Origin of the sequence: Paenibacillus sp. J31TS4 (assembly GCF_018403265.1) — a bacterium.
GTDB lineage: Bacteria > Bacillota > Bacilli > Paenibacillales > NBRC-103111 > J31TS4.
Genome location: NZ_BOSI01000001.1, coordinates 77,712 through 92,135, shown reverse-complemented (window position 1 = coordinate 92,135; position 14,424 = coordinate 77,712). Strand labels below are relative to the sequence as shown.

General features: G+C 55.4%; 14 protein-coding genes. All 14 read right to left on the bottom strand.

Annotated features, from left to right (window positions below; translation table 11 throughout):
- Positions 1 to 9: 9 nt before the first annotated feature.
- The 14 genes from fliF to KJS47_RS00380 all read right to left on the bottom strand — a co-directional run bounded on the left by fliF (position 10) and on the right by KJS47_RS00380 (position 14,378).
- Positions 10 to 1,596: a flagellar basal-body MS-ring/collar protein FliF gene (gene fliF, locus KJS47_RS00445; RefSeq protein ID WP_249716009.1), complete on the bottom strand. Its 1,587-nt coding sequence runs from the start codon at positions 1,594 to 1,596 to the stop codon at positions 10 to 12.
- Positions 1,597 to 1,634: 38 nt separating this feature from the next.
- A complete protein-coding gene (gene fliE, locus KJS47_RS00440; RefSeq protein WP_213521823.1) occupies positions 1,635 to 1,940 on the bottom strand; it encodes a flagellar hook-basal body complex protein FliE in 306 nt (101 codons plus the stop codon).
- Positions 1,941 to 1,972: 32 nt separating this feature from the next.
- Positions 1,973 to 2,419 (bottom strand): flagellar basal body rod protein FlgC, encoded by a 447-nt coding sequence (flgC, locus tag KJS47_RS00435; RefSeq protein WP_213521822.1) that lies wholly within the window; start codon positions 2,417 to 2,419, stop codon positions 1,973 to 1,975.
- On the bottom strand, positions 2,416 to 2,820 hold the full coding sequence (gene flgB / locus KJS47_RS00430; RefSeq protein ID WP_213521820.1) for a flagellar basal body rod protein FlgB: 405 nt from the start codon (positions 2,818 to 2,820) through the stop codon (positions 2,416 to 2,418). The genes flgC and flgB overlap by 4 nt, the downstream gene beginning before the upstream one ends.
- A 246-nt stretch (positions 2,821 to 3,066) precedes the next feature.
- Positions 3,067 to 3,846: a GTP-sensing pleiotropic transcriptional regulator CodY gene (gene codY / locus KJS47_RS00425; protein WP_213521818.1), complete on the bottom strand. Its 780-nt coding sequence runs from the start codon at positions 3,844 to 3,846 to the stop codon at positions 3,067 to 3,069.
- Positions 3,847 to 3,877: 31 nt separating this feature from the next.
- On the bottom strand, positions 3,878 to 5,275 hold the full coding sequence (gene hslU, locus KJS47_RS00420) for an ATP-dependent protease ATPase subunit HslU (protein WP_213521816.1): 1,398 nt from the start codon (positions 5,273 to 5,275) through the stop codon (positions 3,878 to 3,880).
- Between the two features lie 44 nt (positions 5,276 to 5,319).
- Positions 5,320 to 5,862, bottom strand: coding sequence for an ATP-dependent protease subunit HslV (gene hslV / locus KJS47_RS00415; protein ID WP_213521814.1), 543 nt, complete (start codon positions 5,860 to 5,862; stop codon positions 5,320 to 5,322).
- 64 nt (positions 5,863 to 5,926) lie between these two features.
- Positions 5,927 to 6,820, bottom strand: a complete 894-nt coding sequence (xerC, locus tag KJS47_RS00410; RefSeq protein ID WP_213521812.1) for a tyrosine recombinase XerC — start codon at positions 6,818 to 6,820, stop codon at positions 5,927 to 5,929.
- A gap of 74 nt (positions 6,821 to 6,894) precedes the next feature.
- Positions 6,895 to 8,220, bottom strand: coding sequence for an FADH(2)-oxidizing methylenetetrahydrofolate--tRNA-(uracil(54)-C(5))-methyltransferase TrmFO (trmFO, locus tag KJS47_RS00405; RefSeq protein WP_213521810.1), 1,326 nt, complete (start codon positions 8,218 to 8,220; stop codon positions 6,895 to 6,897).
- 88 nt (positions 8,221 to 8,308) lie between these two features.
- Positions 8,309 to 10,405, bottom strand: coding sequence for a type I DNA topoisomerase (topA, locus tag KJS47_RS00400; protein ID WP_213521808.1), 2,097 nt, complete (start codon positions 10,403 to 10,405; stop codon positions 8,309 to 8,311).
- 47 nt (positions 10,406 to 10,452) lie between these two features.
- On the bottom strand, positions 10,453 to 11,559 hold the full coding sequence (gene dprA / locus KJS47_RS00395; RefSeq protein ID WP_306432998.1) for a DNA-processing protein DprA: 1,107 nt from the start codon (positions 11,557 to 11,559) through the stop codon (positions 10,453 to 10,455).
- A 93-nt stretch (positions 11,560 to 11,652) separates the two neighbouring features.
- The gene (gene sucD / locus KJS47_RS00390; RefSeq protein ID WP_213521806.1) at positions 11,653 to 12,585 is read right to left on the bottom strand and encodes a succinate--CoA ligase subunit alpha; all 933 of its coding nucleotides are present in this window, start codon (positions 12,583 to 12,585) and stop codon (positions 11,653 to 11,655) included.
- 33 nt (positions 12,586 to 12,618) lie between these two features.
- Positions 12,619 to 13,785 (bottom strand): ADP-forming succinate--CoA ligase subunit beta, encoded by a 1,167-nt coding sequence (sucC, locus tag KJS47_RS00385; RefSeq protein WP_213521804.1) that lies wholly within the window; start codon positions 13,783 to 13,785, stop codon positions 12,619 to 12,621.
- Positions 13,786 to 14,135: 350 nt separating this feature from the next.
- Positions 14,136 to 14,378 (bottom strand): hypothetical protein, encoded by a 243-nt coding sequence (locus tag KJS47_RS00380; RefSeq protein WP_213521802.1) that lies wholly within the window; start codon positions 14,376 to 14,378, stop codon positions 14,136 to 14,138.
- Between the last annotated feature and the right edge of the window lie 46 nt (positions 14,379 to 14,424).

The window sequence follows — 14,424 nt, the reverse complement described above, 5'->3', positions numbered from 1 at the left end:
CTCTCACCTCTATTCGTCAACCAGCCACGTTCTCAACAGATTGACAAACTCCTCCGGCTTTTTCTTCGCGAGCGTCTCCAACTGTTTGCGTACCTGGTTATCATTCGTTGCGTGTTCAAGATCGATGGACGGATACTCCATCTTCGGAGCGGCCAGTACTTCCTCTTCCGCCTCCTTCGCTTTCTTACGGCGTGAGATCAGGAATCCTCCGAGACCGGCAAGCGCCAGTGCCGCGAGACCGAGCCCCCCATAAAGCACCCAGTTGATCTGCGCCGCTTGTGCCGGCTGCTGAGAGTTTGCGAAGCTGCTGGTGAACACGTTAACTTTGGCGTCCAGCTGTTCGGGCGTAAACGTTTTGCCGCTGTTGGCGAGCGAGGAGCTGACTACGCTGACCAGCAGCTTTTGGATCGAATCTTTTGTCTGCTGAGATAAAGATTCTATATTTTTTGGATCAGGTGGTTCAATCCCGACGGAAATGGTTAAGTCAGTTAGAGAGAAGGGACTGGACTCGATTTGGTTCGTAATCCGGTTCACTTCGTAGTTCACCGTTTTCTGCGTTTCCTCAGAGTTGGACTTGCCGCTCTGAGAGCTGGACGGATAATTCGGAATGTCGGTCGTACCGGTTCCGGCTACGCCCCCGGCTGCCGCTCCGTCGCTTGTATACGACTTCTGAATCTCGTTGACGCTGATCTCGATGCCCTTTTGGTCGACCGTGTTGACGGGTGTGACCAGATTCTCCACGGTGCTCTTCTTGTCGAAGTTCATCGTAGCCACTACCATTGGCATGACCTTGTTCGGCCCGAGAATCCCGCCGAGCAGTTCCTTTATGTTTTTGCGCAAATCCTGCTCGAACTGCTTTTTGATCTCGAATTGCATGCTGGCTGCAGTAGCGGAAGTAATCGTGCTGCCCGCTCCCTTGGAATACGGAAGCAGGTCGCCGTTTTGATCGGAAATCGTGATGTTCTCGATCGGCAGGCTCTTCACGCTCTTGGAAACCAGCTGATACATCGTGTCGATCTTGTTCTGATCAAGCGAATAGCCCGGCTTCAGCTGAATGACGACGGAAGCGGTGGACTGCTGGCTGCCGTCTTTCTTCAGGAAGACCGATTCCTCCGGCAGCGTAATGATAACCTTGGATCCCGACACCGCCTGGTTGGAATTGATCAGCTGCTGGAGCTCGCCCTGGATCATGTCCAGCTTCTTGATGCTGAATTCGTTATCGGTCGTACCGAACATATTCGTCTCCCGGAACGCGCCGTAACCGATGTTCCCGCTCTTGTTCAGTCCTTGCGACTCAACGTCGAGCTTCACATTGGCTACTTGGGAGCGGGGGACGCCGATCGATTTGCCGTCATCGCTCAGTTTATACGGAATTTTGCTTGCATCCAGATATTGCTTGATCGCGGCCGCATCGTTCGGCTGCAGATCGGTGAATGCCTGGGCGTATTCCGTCTTGGACAGGTTATACGAAACAAGCCCCACGGTGAGCACGAGCAAGATGATCGTAGCCAAAAACACCATCTTCTGGGTCTTGCTGAATTTGTTCCAATACTCCTTAAGTCGATTTACATATCGCATTGCCGATTCGTTCAACATGTCACCTCATCCTACTAGACGGTAAAATAGACGGTTGCTTAGAGCTGCATTCTCATAATCTCCTGATACGCCTCAATCACTTTGTTGCGCATTTGCACCGTGAGCTGCAGGCCCAATTCCGCCTTTTCCGCCGAAATGGTAAGCTGGTGAACATCATTAAGCTCGCCTCGAATGAATTGACCGTTCAGCCGTTCCACCTGCGCTTGCTGAGTGTTCAGCTCGGTTATAGCATCAGTCAACATATTGTTGAATTGATGCGATAACTCAACGGCACCTGTCGGTTTGGTCTGGCTGGCTGCCTGAAGAATGTTCAGCTTCGGCATGTTATTCAATTGTTCAATCATGACTTGCCCCCTCATTCATCCGGTAGAGATTGTTACTTGCCAATTTCCAGCGCCTTCACGACCATCGCTTTGGATGCGTTCAAGGCCGTTACATTGGCTTCATAGGAACGAGTAGCCGACAGCATGTCCACCATTTCCTTCAAAACATCCACGTTCGGCATCTCGACATAGCCGTTGGTGTCTGCATCCGGGTGGGCCGGATTGTAAACGCGCTTGAACGGCTCCCGGTCTTCGGTAATTTGCGTTACCTTGACCCCTTCTCCCGACATGCCCTGCATGGCGGTGTTCAGCATTTGAGAAAATGGTTGCTGCTTCGGGGCGATCGTCGCGACTTTGCGGGAATACGGCACCCATTTGCCGCTTTCAAGACGGGCTCTTGTCGTGTCCGCATTGGCGATATTGGAGGATATGACGTCCATGCGCAGACGCTGAGCGGTCAGCGCCGACGAGCTAATGTCAAAGGAACTTGTCAGCCTCATTGTCCGGACCCTCCGATAGCGGATTTGGCCATGCGAAATTCATGGCTCACTTGTCCGACGAGCGCTTGGTACCTTAGCTGATTCATCGCGAGCATAGCCATTTCCGAATCAATGTCCACATTGTTCTGATTGTTGTTCATTGCGGAGCTTTCATCCAATTTCGTCTGGGGAACGGGATTAGAGGATGAGCCAAATGCAAAGTGCCGAGGATCGGTCCGCCGTCCTTGGATGCCGGGAGATTGGAGCTGAGATTGCAGCAGCTCCTCGAATACGACGTCGGAACGTTTAAAATAGGGGGTGTCCACATTGGCAATGTTGTTCGCGAGCACCTTCTGGCGAAGGGTTGCCGCGTCCAACGACCGCTCCATGACGGACAAGCCGGGGAAATTAAGACCTAGCATGACTGCTTCCCTACTCTCTCTTTTTGATGACTCTTCTTTCATTCGCTGCCAACGCGACAATTCCTGCTTGCTTTCGACATGAATCTAATAATTGCATGAAAAATATGTCAAATCAACGAGAATAAGCAACTCTAATATTGAGGAAATTTCCCCCTGAACACAATAAGAAAAAAGCCCTATCTTTTGTAAGATAGGAGCAATTTACTGTTCAATCCTGGAAACGGATTGTTAAATTATGAAAGCTTTCTAAACTTTTGACTTATCGAGGCCAATCATTAACTGCTCGTTCAAAATACGAATATACGTTCCCTTCATGCCCAAAGACCTGGTTTCGATGACGCCGGCGCTTTCGAGCTTGCGGAGCGCATTCACAATTACGGAGCGGGTAATGCCTACCCGGTCGGCAATCTTGCTGGCCACGAGAAGGCCTTCCTTGCCCTTCAGTTCTTCAAAAATATGTTCAACCGCCTCCAGCTCGCTGTAAGAAAGCGAGGCGATCGCCACCTCGACGATAGCTTTACTCCGGGCTTGCAGCTCGTTCTCCTCCGCCCGCTCCTTCAAAATCTCCATGCCGACAACGGTCGAGCCGTATTCGGCCAGCAGGAAATCATCGTCCTTAAACGATTCTTCCCGCCGGGTCAGCACGAGCGAACCGAGCCGGTCGCGTCCGCCCACGATCGGGACAACCGTCACGTAGTTATGCTCGAACTTCTGCTCGATCTGGTCAATGTAAAACCGGTAAGGGCTGTCCGGACCGTCCGTCGAAGAGGTCTCTTCGATCTTGAGCAATAGCGCGTTGAACTCCGCCGGGAAGCGATGGTCCTCGTGAACAACCCGCTGGAGCGCTTCCGAAGCATAGCTGCCGCTTGTGGAAAAGCCGAGGATTTTGCCGCGGCGGCTGACGACATACACGTCCGCCTGCACCACGTCGCGCAGCACCTCCGCCATCTCCATAAAGCTGACTGCCTTACCGGCCGCTTGCTGCAGCAGCCGGTTTAATTTTCTCGTCTTGGTTAATAACTCCATTATTCGATTGCCTCCATCAAACATGAACTCTTTAAAGAATGTATTGGCTCAAATCCCGGTCCTTTACGATTTCCGCAAGCTTCTCCCGCACGTATTCGGGGGAGATAGCCAGATGCTCGAGGTTGATGTCCGACGCCTCGTAAGACAGATCCTCGAGCAGCTTCTCCAAAATCGTATGCAGCCGTCTAGCTCCGATATTGTCCGTATTCTGATTGACCTCGACCGCAATCGCGGCAATTTCCCGAATCGCCTCATCGGTGAACGAAATGGTGGTCCCCTCGGTCTCCAAGAGAGCGGTATACTGCTTGGTTAGGGCGTTCTCGGGCTCAGTCAGAATGCGCACGAAATCGTCCAGTGTCAGATTGCTGAGTTCCACCCGAATAGGGAAACGGCCCTGCAGCTCGGGGATCAGATCGGAAGGCTTCGATATATGAAAGGCTCCGGCGGCGATGAACAATATATAATCCGTATGGACGGGACCGTATTTGGTCATAATTGTGGACCCTTCCACGATCGGCAGAATATCGCGCTGCACGCCCTCCCGCGACACGTCCGGACCGCCGCCTTTGCCGCTGCTTGCTATCTTGTCAATCTCGTCGATGAAGATGATGCCGGTCTGCTCCGCTCTCTTCACCGCTTCCTGGACCACTTCGTCCATGTCCATCAGCTTCTGCGCTTCATCCTGCGTCAGCACCTTGCGCGCTTCCTTGACGGAGAGCTTCCTCTTCTTCGTTTTCTTGGGCAGGAAACTGCCGAATAGCTCCTGCATGTTCATGCCCATCTGCTCGTTGCCCTGACCCGACAGCATGTCGAGCATGTTAGGCGCATGATCCTCGACTTCCACCTCAATGAGCTCGTTTTCCAGCTTGCCAGCCGCAAGCTGCTCGCGTATCTGGGCACGCTTCGCTTCCGTAGCCGAATCGTTTACGGTCTCCTCCTCCTGAGGCTGCTGTCCCTGGCCGCCGAACAGCATCTCGAACGGGTTGCGCTGGTTTCCCTTGCGCACAGGCGACGGTGCGAGCAGGGCAACGATTCTCTCGTTTGCCGCCTTCTCGGCCTTCTCCTTCAACGATTCGGTCTTCTCGGCTTTGACCATGCGGATGGAGGTCTCCACGAGATCGCGCACCATTGCTTCCACATCCCGACCAACATAGCCGACTTCGGTATACTTGGTCGCTTCTACCTTAACGAACGGCGCGTTCACCAGCTTCGCCATCCGGCGGGCGATCTCCGTCTTGCCGACGCCCGTCGGACCGATCATGAGGATGTTTTTCGGCACCACTTCATCGCGGATCGCTTCGTCCAATAGCGTCCGGCGGTACCGGTTGCGAAGCGCGACGGCTACCGATTTCTTCGCTTTCGTCTGTCCTACAATATATTTATCGAGTTCTGCTACGATTTGTTTAGGGGTAAAGGCCGATTTCGTCATGTCAACCCTCCTCGGAATGTTGGCCGGCCGGCTGGCGGCTTAGCTTACTCAATTTCCTCTACAATAATGTTATGGTTGGTGAACACGCAAATGTCCGCCGCCATCTCGAGCGCCGCCTTGGCGATTTGCTTGGCCTCCATCTCCGGCGCATAACGATGCAGAGCCCGCCCCGCGGCAAGCGCGAAGCTGCCGCCTGAGCCGATTGCCAGAATGCCGTCGTCCGGCTCGATGATTTCGCCGTTACCCGAGATCAGGAGTAGCGTCGAAGCGTCCATGACGATCAACATCGCCTCTAGACGACGAAGCACTCGGTCGGACCGCCAATCCTTCGCCAGCTCGACAGCGGCGCGCATCAGATTGCCGTGATGCTCCTCCAGCTTCCCTTCGAACTTCTCGAACAAGGTGATCGCATCGGCCACCGAGCCGGCGAAGCCTGCCACGACGCGTCCCCGGTACAGCCTTCTTACTTTCTTGGCGGTTCCCTTCATCACCATGTTGTTGCCGAAGGTGACCTGGCCGTCTCCCGCAATCGCTCCCTTGCCTTTGTGCCGGATCGCGAATATCGTTGTCGCATGGAACTGCTCCACTAAAACCCCTCCCTTATCTCTCTTTTCGATTTTCCCTTGTCTGAATTCCGCAAAGCTGAGCCTCTCAAGCCCGTGGATGCGCCTGGTTATAAATCGTTTGCAGGTGATCCTTCGTCATATGGGTATACACCTGGGTCGTGGACAGATTAACGTGGCCGAGAAGCTCCTGTACCGTCCGGAGGTCGGCTCCTGCCTCCATCATATGGGTCGCGAACGAATGCCGAAATGTATGTGGCGTAACATGCTCGACGCCCGCCAGCCCGTCTATGTATTTGTCCAGAACTCTCCTGACGCTCCGTGCGGTCAATCGGGTCCCTCTCGCATTCAGGAACATCGCCTGCTCCGCCGGACTCTTCGCCAGCTGCGGACGGGCAATCGCCAGATACATCCGGATCGCGCGTACCGCCGGTTCCCCGACCGGCACATAACGTTCCTTGGCCCCTTTGCCGAACACGAGCGCAATGCCATTGTCCAGATCGATGGAAGAGAGGTTCATGCCAGTCAGTTCGCTCACCCGGAGCCCGCTGGCGTACAGAAGCTCCATCAACGCCAGATCACGTAGGCCAAGCGGCGTCTCCCGGTCGGGAGCGTTCAGCAGTGCCTCCATCTGAGCAACATACAAAAACTGCGGCAGCTTCTTCTCCTGCTTGGGCGTCCGGATGAATTGAAACGGGCTCGACGCCAGCTCCCCCTCCCGGACAAGAAACAGAAAAAAAGAGCGCAACGCGGACAGCTTGCGGGACACGCTGCGCTTTGCGTACTCCTGTTCGTTCAGCTTGGCCAAATACATGCGGACGAGCAGATAAGTCACCTCGGCAAACCGGCTCACCTGCTTCTGCTTCAGGAAGGCGGCGAACTGCTCAAGGTCGTTCCGATAGTTGATCAGCGTATGGGAGGAGGCATTCCTCTCCGCCTGTAGATATTGAAGATAAGCTTCGATCCATTGGTCGTTGGTCATGCCTTCCCACCGCCTTCATTATTTGGTATCCGTTACTTGCAAACAGCTCAATCGTATCACAGCCGCACAATGTCTTACAAGTTTGAAAACTTGAATTTTTCTGAAAAGTCGCGGATCGTGGCAAGCGCCCGTTCTGCCAGCTTCTCGTTCTTCAGCTTCTTGTTCCGGATCTTCTCCTCAAGCGGAGGCAGCAATCCGAAGTTTGCGTTCATCGGCTGGAAATGGCGGAAGTCCGCCGTCGTAATGTAATGCGCCATGCTGCCGAGCGTCGAGTTCACCGGGAAAGTAAGGCATTCCTCTCCCTTTGCCAGACGGCCGGCATTGATTCCAGCGATAAGACCCGAAGCAGCCGATTCCACATATCCTTCGACACCGGTCATCTGTCCCGCGAAGAAGAGCGTATCATTGCCCTTGAACTGATAAGTATCCTTAAGAAGCTTCGGCGAATTGAGGAACGTATTGCGGTGCATGACACCGTAACGGACGAATTCCGCATTCTCCAGTCCCGGAATGAGCGAGAAGACGCGCTTTTGCTCCCCCCACTTCAGATGCGTCTGGAAGCCGACCAGATTATAGAGCGTTCCCGCCGCATTGTCCTGCCGCAGCTGGACGACCGCGTAAGGCAGCTCTCCTGTGCGGGGGTTGACCAGGCCGACCGGCTTCATCGGTCCGAACAGAACCGTCTGGCGACCGCGACTGGCCATCACCTCGATCGGCATGCAGCCCTCGAAGTAAATCTCTTTCTCAAACTCTTTAAGCGGAGCGGCCTCTGCAGAGATAAGCGCTTCGTAGAAGGTTTGGAATTCTTCTTCCGTCATCGGGCAATTGATGTAGGCCGCTTCTCCTTTGTCGTAACGGGAGGCGACGTAAACCTTGTCCATGTCGATGGAATCCTTCTCTAGAATCGGGGCTGCCGCGTCATAGAAATACAGATATTCTTCCCCCATCAGTGCCTTCAGCTTGGCTGACAGATCGGGGGACGTCAGCGGGCCCGATGCGATGACGGTTATACCCTCCGGAATCTCCGTCATCTCTTCGTTGCGCACCTCGATCAGCGGGTGGTTCCGCAGCCGCGAGGTAATCTCTCCGGAGAAGCCGTCCCGGTCGACTGCCAGTGCTCCTCCCGCTGGAACTGCATGCTTGTCGGCGCTGCCGAGAATGAGAGAATCCAGCATCCGCATCTCTTCCTTCAGTACTCCGACGGCATTGGTCAGGCCGTTCGCCCGCAGCGAGTTGCTGCAGACGAGCTCGGCGAATTGATCGGTAATGTGCGCAGGCGTTTTGCGGACCGGCCGCATCTCGTACAGCACGACTGGTACGCCTTGGCGTGCGATTTGCCAGGCGGCCTCGCTGCCGGCCAGGCCGGCTCCGATGACGGTTACTTGTGCAGGGGTTGTCATGATGGTTCCTCCTATCAACAAAAAGACGAAACCAAGCCCGGCTGGTCTTAGTTTCGCAGTTTGCACTCACTATTCCAGATTGCCTTTCCTATTCCGGCGCTTCTTCTTTTTCCGGTACTTCTTCTTTGAAGTCACAATTCACACACTGGATAACCGGCCCGTTCTTCGTGTTCTTCTGGACGAGCATGGACGCACAGTTCGGGCACAGCCGATCGACCGGGCGGTCCCAGGAGACGAAGTCGCATTCCGGGTACCGGTCGCAGCCGAAGAAGATGCGTCCCTTCTTGCTCCTGCGCTCGACGACCTGACCTTCCTTGCATTTCGGGCAGGTCACGCCGATTTCTTTGATGATCGGCTTCGTATTGCGGCAGTTGGGGAAGCCCGAGCAGGCGAGGAACTTGCCGAACCGGCCCATCTTGTAGACCATCTGTTCGCCGCACTTCTCGCAGACGACGTCCGAGACCTCGTCCTGAATCTCGATTTCCTTCATTTCCTCCTCGGCCACCTCAAGCCGCTTCTCGAATGTCTGGTAGAACGAATCGAGCACCTTCACCCAATCCTCGGTTCCTTCCTCCACCTGGTCGAGTTCATCCTCCATATGCGCGGTGAATTCCACGTCGAGAATTTCCGGGAAGAATTCCTCCATCAGCTCGATGACCAGCTCGCCGAGTTCGGTCGGGACGAACTTCTTCTCTTCCAGAGCGACGTAGCCCCGCTTCTGGATCGTCTCCAGCGTCGGCGCGTAAGTACTCGGCCGGCCGATGCCCCGCTCCTCGAGCGTACGAACGAGTCTTGCCTCCGTGTACCGGGGAGGCGGCTGGGTGAAGTGCTGCTTCGGCTCGATGGAGACCTGATTCAGCTTTGCGCCTTCCTTCAGCGGAGGAAGCAGTTTGTCCTCCTCGGTCGTCCCGTCGTCATTGCCTTCGATATAAACTTTCATGAAGCCGGGAAACTTGACTTTGGAGCCTACCGCACGAAAAACTACGTCGTCGGCGGCAATGTCGACGGTCATCGTATCGAGGATAGCCGAAGCCATTTGGCTCGCCACGAACCGCTCCCAGACCAGCTTGTAGAGACGGAACTGGTCCCGGCTCAAATATTCTTTGATGCTGTCCGGCTCCCGCAGAACGGAGCTCGGGCGGACCGCCTCGTGCGCATCCTGCGCGCCGGATTTTTTCTTCATATAATTACGCGGAGATTCGGGCACATACTCGCTGCCGTACTTGCCGGCGATGTATCCGGCGGCCTCCTCCTGCGCCACCGGCGAGATCCGGGTCGAGTCGGTTCTCATGTATGTAATGAGACCAACCGTCCCTTCCTTGCCTAGCTCGATGCCCTCGTACAGCTGCTGGGCGACCGACATCGTCTTGGACGCGCGGAAATTCAGCTTGCGCGCAGCTTCCTGCTGAAGGGTACTGGTAATGAAAGGCGCGGACGGATTCCGCAGCCGTTCCTTCTCCTTGACCTCCTGAACGACAAACGGAGCGTTCTCGATCCGCTTCAAAATGCCGCTGACGATCTCCTCGTTAGGAAGCTCCGTCTTCTCTCCGGCTACGCCGTAAAACTTGGCCTCGAACTGGCTGCCCTCCGCTTCCAGCAGAGTCGTAATCGACCAGTACTCTTCCGGGACGAAGTCCTTGATCTCATTCTCCCGGTCGTTGATCAGCTTGACCGCAACCGATTGAACCCGGCCCGCGGACAACCCCTTCTTGACCTTCTTCCATAACAGCGGGCTGATTTTGTAGCCGACGAGCCGGTCCAGAATCCGCCGGGCCTGCTGAGCGTTGACCAGATCGATGTTGATCGGCCGCGGCGTCTTGAATGCATCCTTGACCGCCTGCTTCGTAATTTCGTTGAAAACGACCCGGCAAGGCGCAGTGTCCTCTACTTCCAGATAGTGCGCCAGATGCCAGGCGATCGCTTCCCCTTCGCGGTCAGGGTCAGCCGCCAGATAAACTTTTTTCACTTTTTTGCTCGCGTCCTTCAATTCCTTCAGGACGGAGCCTTTCCCGCGAATCGTTATATATCTTGGTTCGAAATTGCTTTCTACGTCAACGCCGATCTGGCTTTTAGGAAGATCACGAATGTGGCCCATGGATGCTTTGACGATATATTTGCTGCCCAGGTACTTGCCGATGGTTTTCGCTTTTGCGGGTGACTCCACGATGACTAAGGAATCGGCCATGTGCATCTTCCTCCCTCAAGTTGTCTCTATACGTATCTTTATCAGGTTCAATCGTTTCCTATTCGGATATAAGCGGAGCCAGCCAATGGCTGGATCCTTTTTTTCATAAGTAAAGATAACAGAATTGTATGCAAATGTCCAAACGTACTTTCCGTCCTCGCCAGCAGTTCGTCAGTCGTGACCGGCTCGAAGCTGAGCAGCTCCAACACGCGCTCTTCCTCCTGAGAAAGCGGTTCGGGGTCCCGTCCTCTCGATCGGACGGCCGGCGCGGGGCTGTTCAACAGGTGGCGATATTCCTCCAAAATATCGTCCGCCTGCGTGACCAGCTTGGCGCCCTGCTTGATCAGAGAGAGCGTCCCCTGGCTCTTCGGCGAGCTGATGGGACCCGGAATGGCGAAGACGTCCCGCGACTCCTCCAACGCCTGATCCGCCGTAATGAGGGAGCCGCTGCGAAGAGCCGCCTCCACCACCAGCGTGCCGAGCGACAAGCCGGCGATGATCCGGTTGCGTTGAGGAAATAGCCCCGGGTGCATGGGCGTGCCGGCCGCATATTCGGACAGGAGCAGCCCTTCTTCGGCCATCCGGTCATACAGCTTCCTGTTCTCCGCCGGATAGACGATCTCTACCGGGGTGCCAAGCACTGCGATTGTTCCCTCCCTGCCCGCAAGACCTCCGGCATGCGCGGCGCCATCTACCCCCTTTGCCAGCCCGCTCACGATGCAGAGCCCTGCATCCGCCAGCTCCCTCGCGAGATCTTCCGAGGTCCGTCTTCCATAGGAGGTCGGCGTTCGCGTGCCGACGATCGCCAGTTTGGGAGCTTCGAGCAGCTCCGCCCTGCCTTTGGCATAAAGCAGCCAGGGAGGCTGGGCCGTCTGACGCAGCAGTTCCGGATAGAGCGGATCGTCTATCGCCACAAGCTCCACGCCTCTGGCGGCATATGCCTCATAGCACGCAGCCGTACGCTCTTCGTCGAGCCCCTCCAAAGCCAGCCGCCGCTTCTCCTCCGGCAGCCCGAACCGTTCGGGCTCCTCGGCAAGCTCCTCACACAGCGTTTCCACCGACCGGCACCGCTCCAGCAGCCACAGAATCGTCTTCCAGCCGATGCCTGCCGTCTCCTGCAGGGCGAGCAGAATCATCCGTTTGTCCATTCCCATACTTGTCTCCTCCTCTTCCTATCTCCGTATGCAAAAAAAAGCAACCTTCTCCGCGTTAGCGAGAGAAGGTTGCTTACCTTCAAGATGAAGCTATTATTTTTTCGTGATGCACTTGTCCAGCATGCCTTTTTCTTCCAGAACGCTGACAAGAGTCGAGCCCATTTCGGAAGGAGTCGCCGCTACACGAATGCCGCAGCGTTCCATTGTGGCCACTTTCTCCGTCGCCGTTCCTTTGCCGCCGGAGATGATGGCGCCCGCATGTCCCATGCGCTTGCCGGCCGGAGCGGTTTTGCCGCCGATGAAGCCGACAACCGGCTTCGTCATGTTGGCCTTGACCCACTCCGCTGCTTCTTCCTCAGCGGTGCCGCCGATTTCACCGATCATGATGACAGCGTAGGTGTCCGGATCTTCATTGAACATTTTGAGGATGTCGATGAATTCCGAGCCTTTTACCGGGTCGCCGCCGATCCCTACGGCCGACGACTGGCCGATCCCGCGGGTCGTCAACTGGTGAACAGCTTCGTAGGTCAGGGTTCCGCTGCGGGAAACGACGCCTACATGGCCAGGGGTATGGATGTAACCAGGCATGATGCCGATTTTGCACTCGCCGGGAGTAATGACACCCGGGCAGTTCGGTCCGATCAGGATAGTATTCTTGCCTTCCATGTAACGCTTAACCTTAACCATGTCAAGCACCGGGATTCCCTCGGTGATACAGATGACGAGCTCCATTTCCGCGTCGACGGCTTCCATGATGGCGTCAGCCGCAAATGCCGGCGGTACATAGATAACGTGCGCGTTCGCGCCCGTTGCCGCTTTGCCCTCTGCGATCGTATTGAAGACCGGCAGCTGAACGGTTTCGCCGTTCTCCAGCTGGACGTCTACGGTCGTGCCGCCCTTACCTGGCGTTACGCCGCCAACCATTTGTGTGCCGTACTCGAGACCGCCCTTGGTATGAAACAAACCGGTAGCACCAGTCATCCCGGACGTCAGGACTTTTGTATTTTTGTTAACCAAGATACTCATCGTCGTTTCACATCCTTTACTATGTTTCGCCGCTTAAGCGTTTTTGACTTGTTCTACGATCTTTTGAGCGCCATCGGCCATCGAGTCGGCGGCGATGATGTTCAGACCGGATTCATTGAGAATCTTCTTGCCGAGGTCGACGTTCGTGCCTTCGAGGCGAACGACGAGCGGACGGTCCAGACCCAGTTCCTTGGCAGCCGCAACGACACCGTCTGCAATGATGTCGCAGCGCATGATGCCGCCGAAGATGTTGACGAAGATCCCTTTAACTTTGCTGTCGGAGAGGATGATCTTGAACGCTTCGGTTACCTTCTCCTTGGTTGCGCCGCCCCCTACGTCGAGGAAGTTGGCAGGGTCGCCGCCGTAATGCTTGATGATGTCCATCGTTGCCATAGCAAGGCCCGCCCCGTTAACCATGCAGCCGATATTGCCGTCGAGGGCGATATAGCTGAGGTCGTACTTGGACGCTTCGATTTCTTTCTCGTCTTCTTCGTCCAGGTCGCGGAGCGCTTGGATGTCCTTGTGGCGGTACAGCGCGTTCGAATCGAAGTTGAGCTTCGCGTCGAGTGCCATGACGTTGCCGTCGCCGGTTACGACGAGCGGGTTGATCTCGGCGATCGAGCAGTCTTTCTCGGTGAATGCTTTATAGAGAGCGAGCATGAATTGCGCCGCTTTGTTCACGAGTTCCTTAGGAATGTTGATCGAGAACGCGAGTCTGCGCGCTTGGAACGGCTGCAGACCAACGGCCGGATCAATGACTTCCTTGAAGATTTTCTCCGGAGAATGCTCGGCCACTTCTTCAATCTCCGTGCCGCCTTCTTCCGATGCCATCATGACGACGCGGCCGGTAGCACGGTCGACGACGAGGCCCACATAGTATTCTTTCTTGATATCGCAGCCCTGCTCGATGAGCAGGCGCTTGACTTCCTTACCCTCAGGTCCGGTCTGGTGGGTAACCAGTACCTTGCCAAGGATTTGCTCGGCGTATGTACGCACCTCGTCAAGTCCTTTGGCAACTTTCACGCCACCCGCTTTGCCGCGTCCGCCGGCATGGATTTGCGCTTTGACGACAACTACGGGCGTGCCGAGCTCTTTCGCCGCTTCGACTGCTTCGTCGACGGTGAAGGCGACTTTGCCTTCCGGAACGCTGACTCCATATTGTCTCAGGACTTCTTTGCCTTGATACTCATGGATATTCATTCAATCTTCCTCCTATCAGTCGTTACTTTCTATGCCTATTGGGCTTCGAGAACCCATGTTCATGAGGGACAGGCCGCTTTCACGCCAAAAAGCATGTCGCGCACCCTTTCCCACCGCATCACTCGACAAGCCTTATCCATTGTACCACTTTTTTCACCGAGATTCCTATCCTTTTCCTCGCAACGGAACAATTTTTACGCGAAAAATAGGAGATGTGTGGGAAGACTGGCGAATTTTTTTATTGTGCGGGAAATAAACTTTGGCACTTCTTCCAATAAATCGGAAAGGGCTCCCGAAGGAGCCCATTTCGGGCATGAAGCCGATGATCATGCCATCAAAATGGCAAGCGGTTACAGAGTCGGTGTCCGCGGCTCTCTCTCCGCCTGGCGGACAAAACGCTGCTCGTTGCCCACGAAGCCGCACACCCGACATTCAATATCGGGTTCGGCGGCTTGCATTGCAACCGGTTCGTCCGTCTCCAGAATCGAGCCGGTCACGGCGTCTTTGTCAAACGACTGGCTGGTCCTCGAGATCAGACTGAACTTGACCCGATTGGACCGGCAGTTCGGACAATAATACGGCTTGTCTTCCATTGCTCATCCTCCTTCTCTGCCTATAGCATGTCCCATGGTCTGGAAT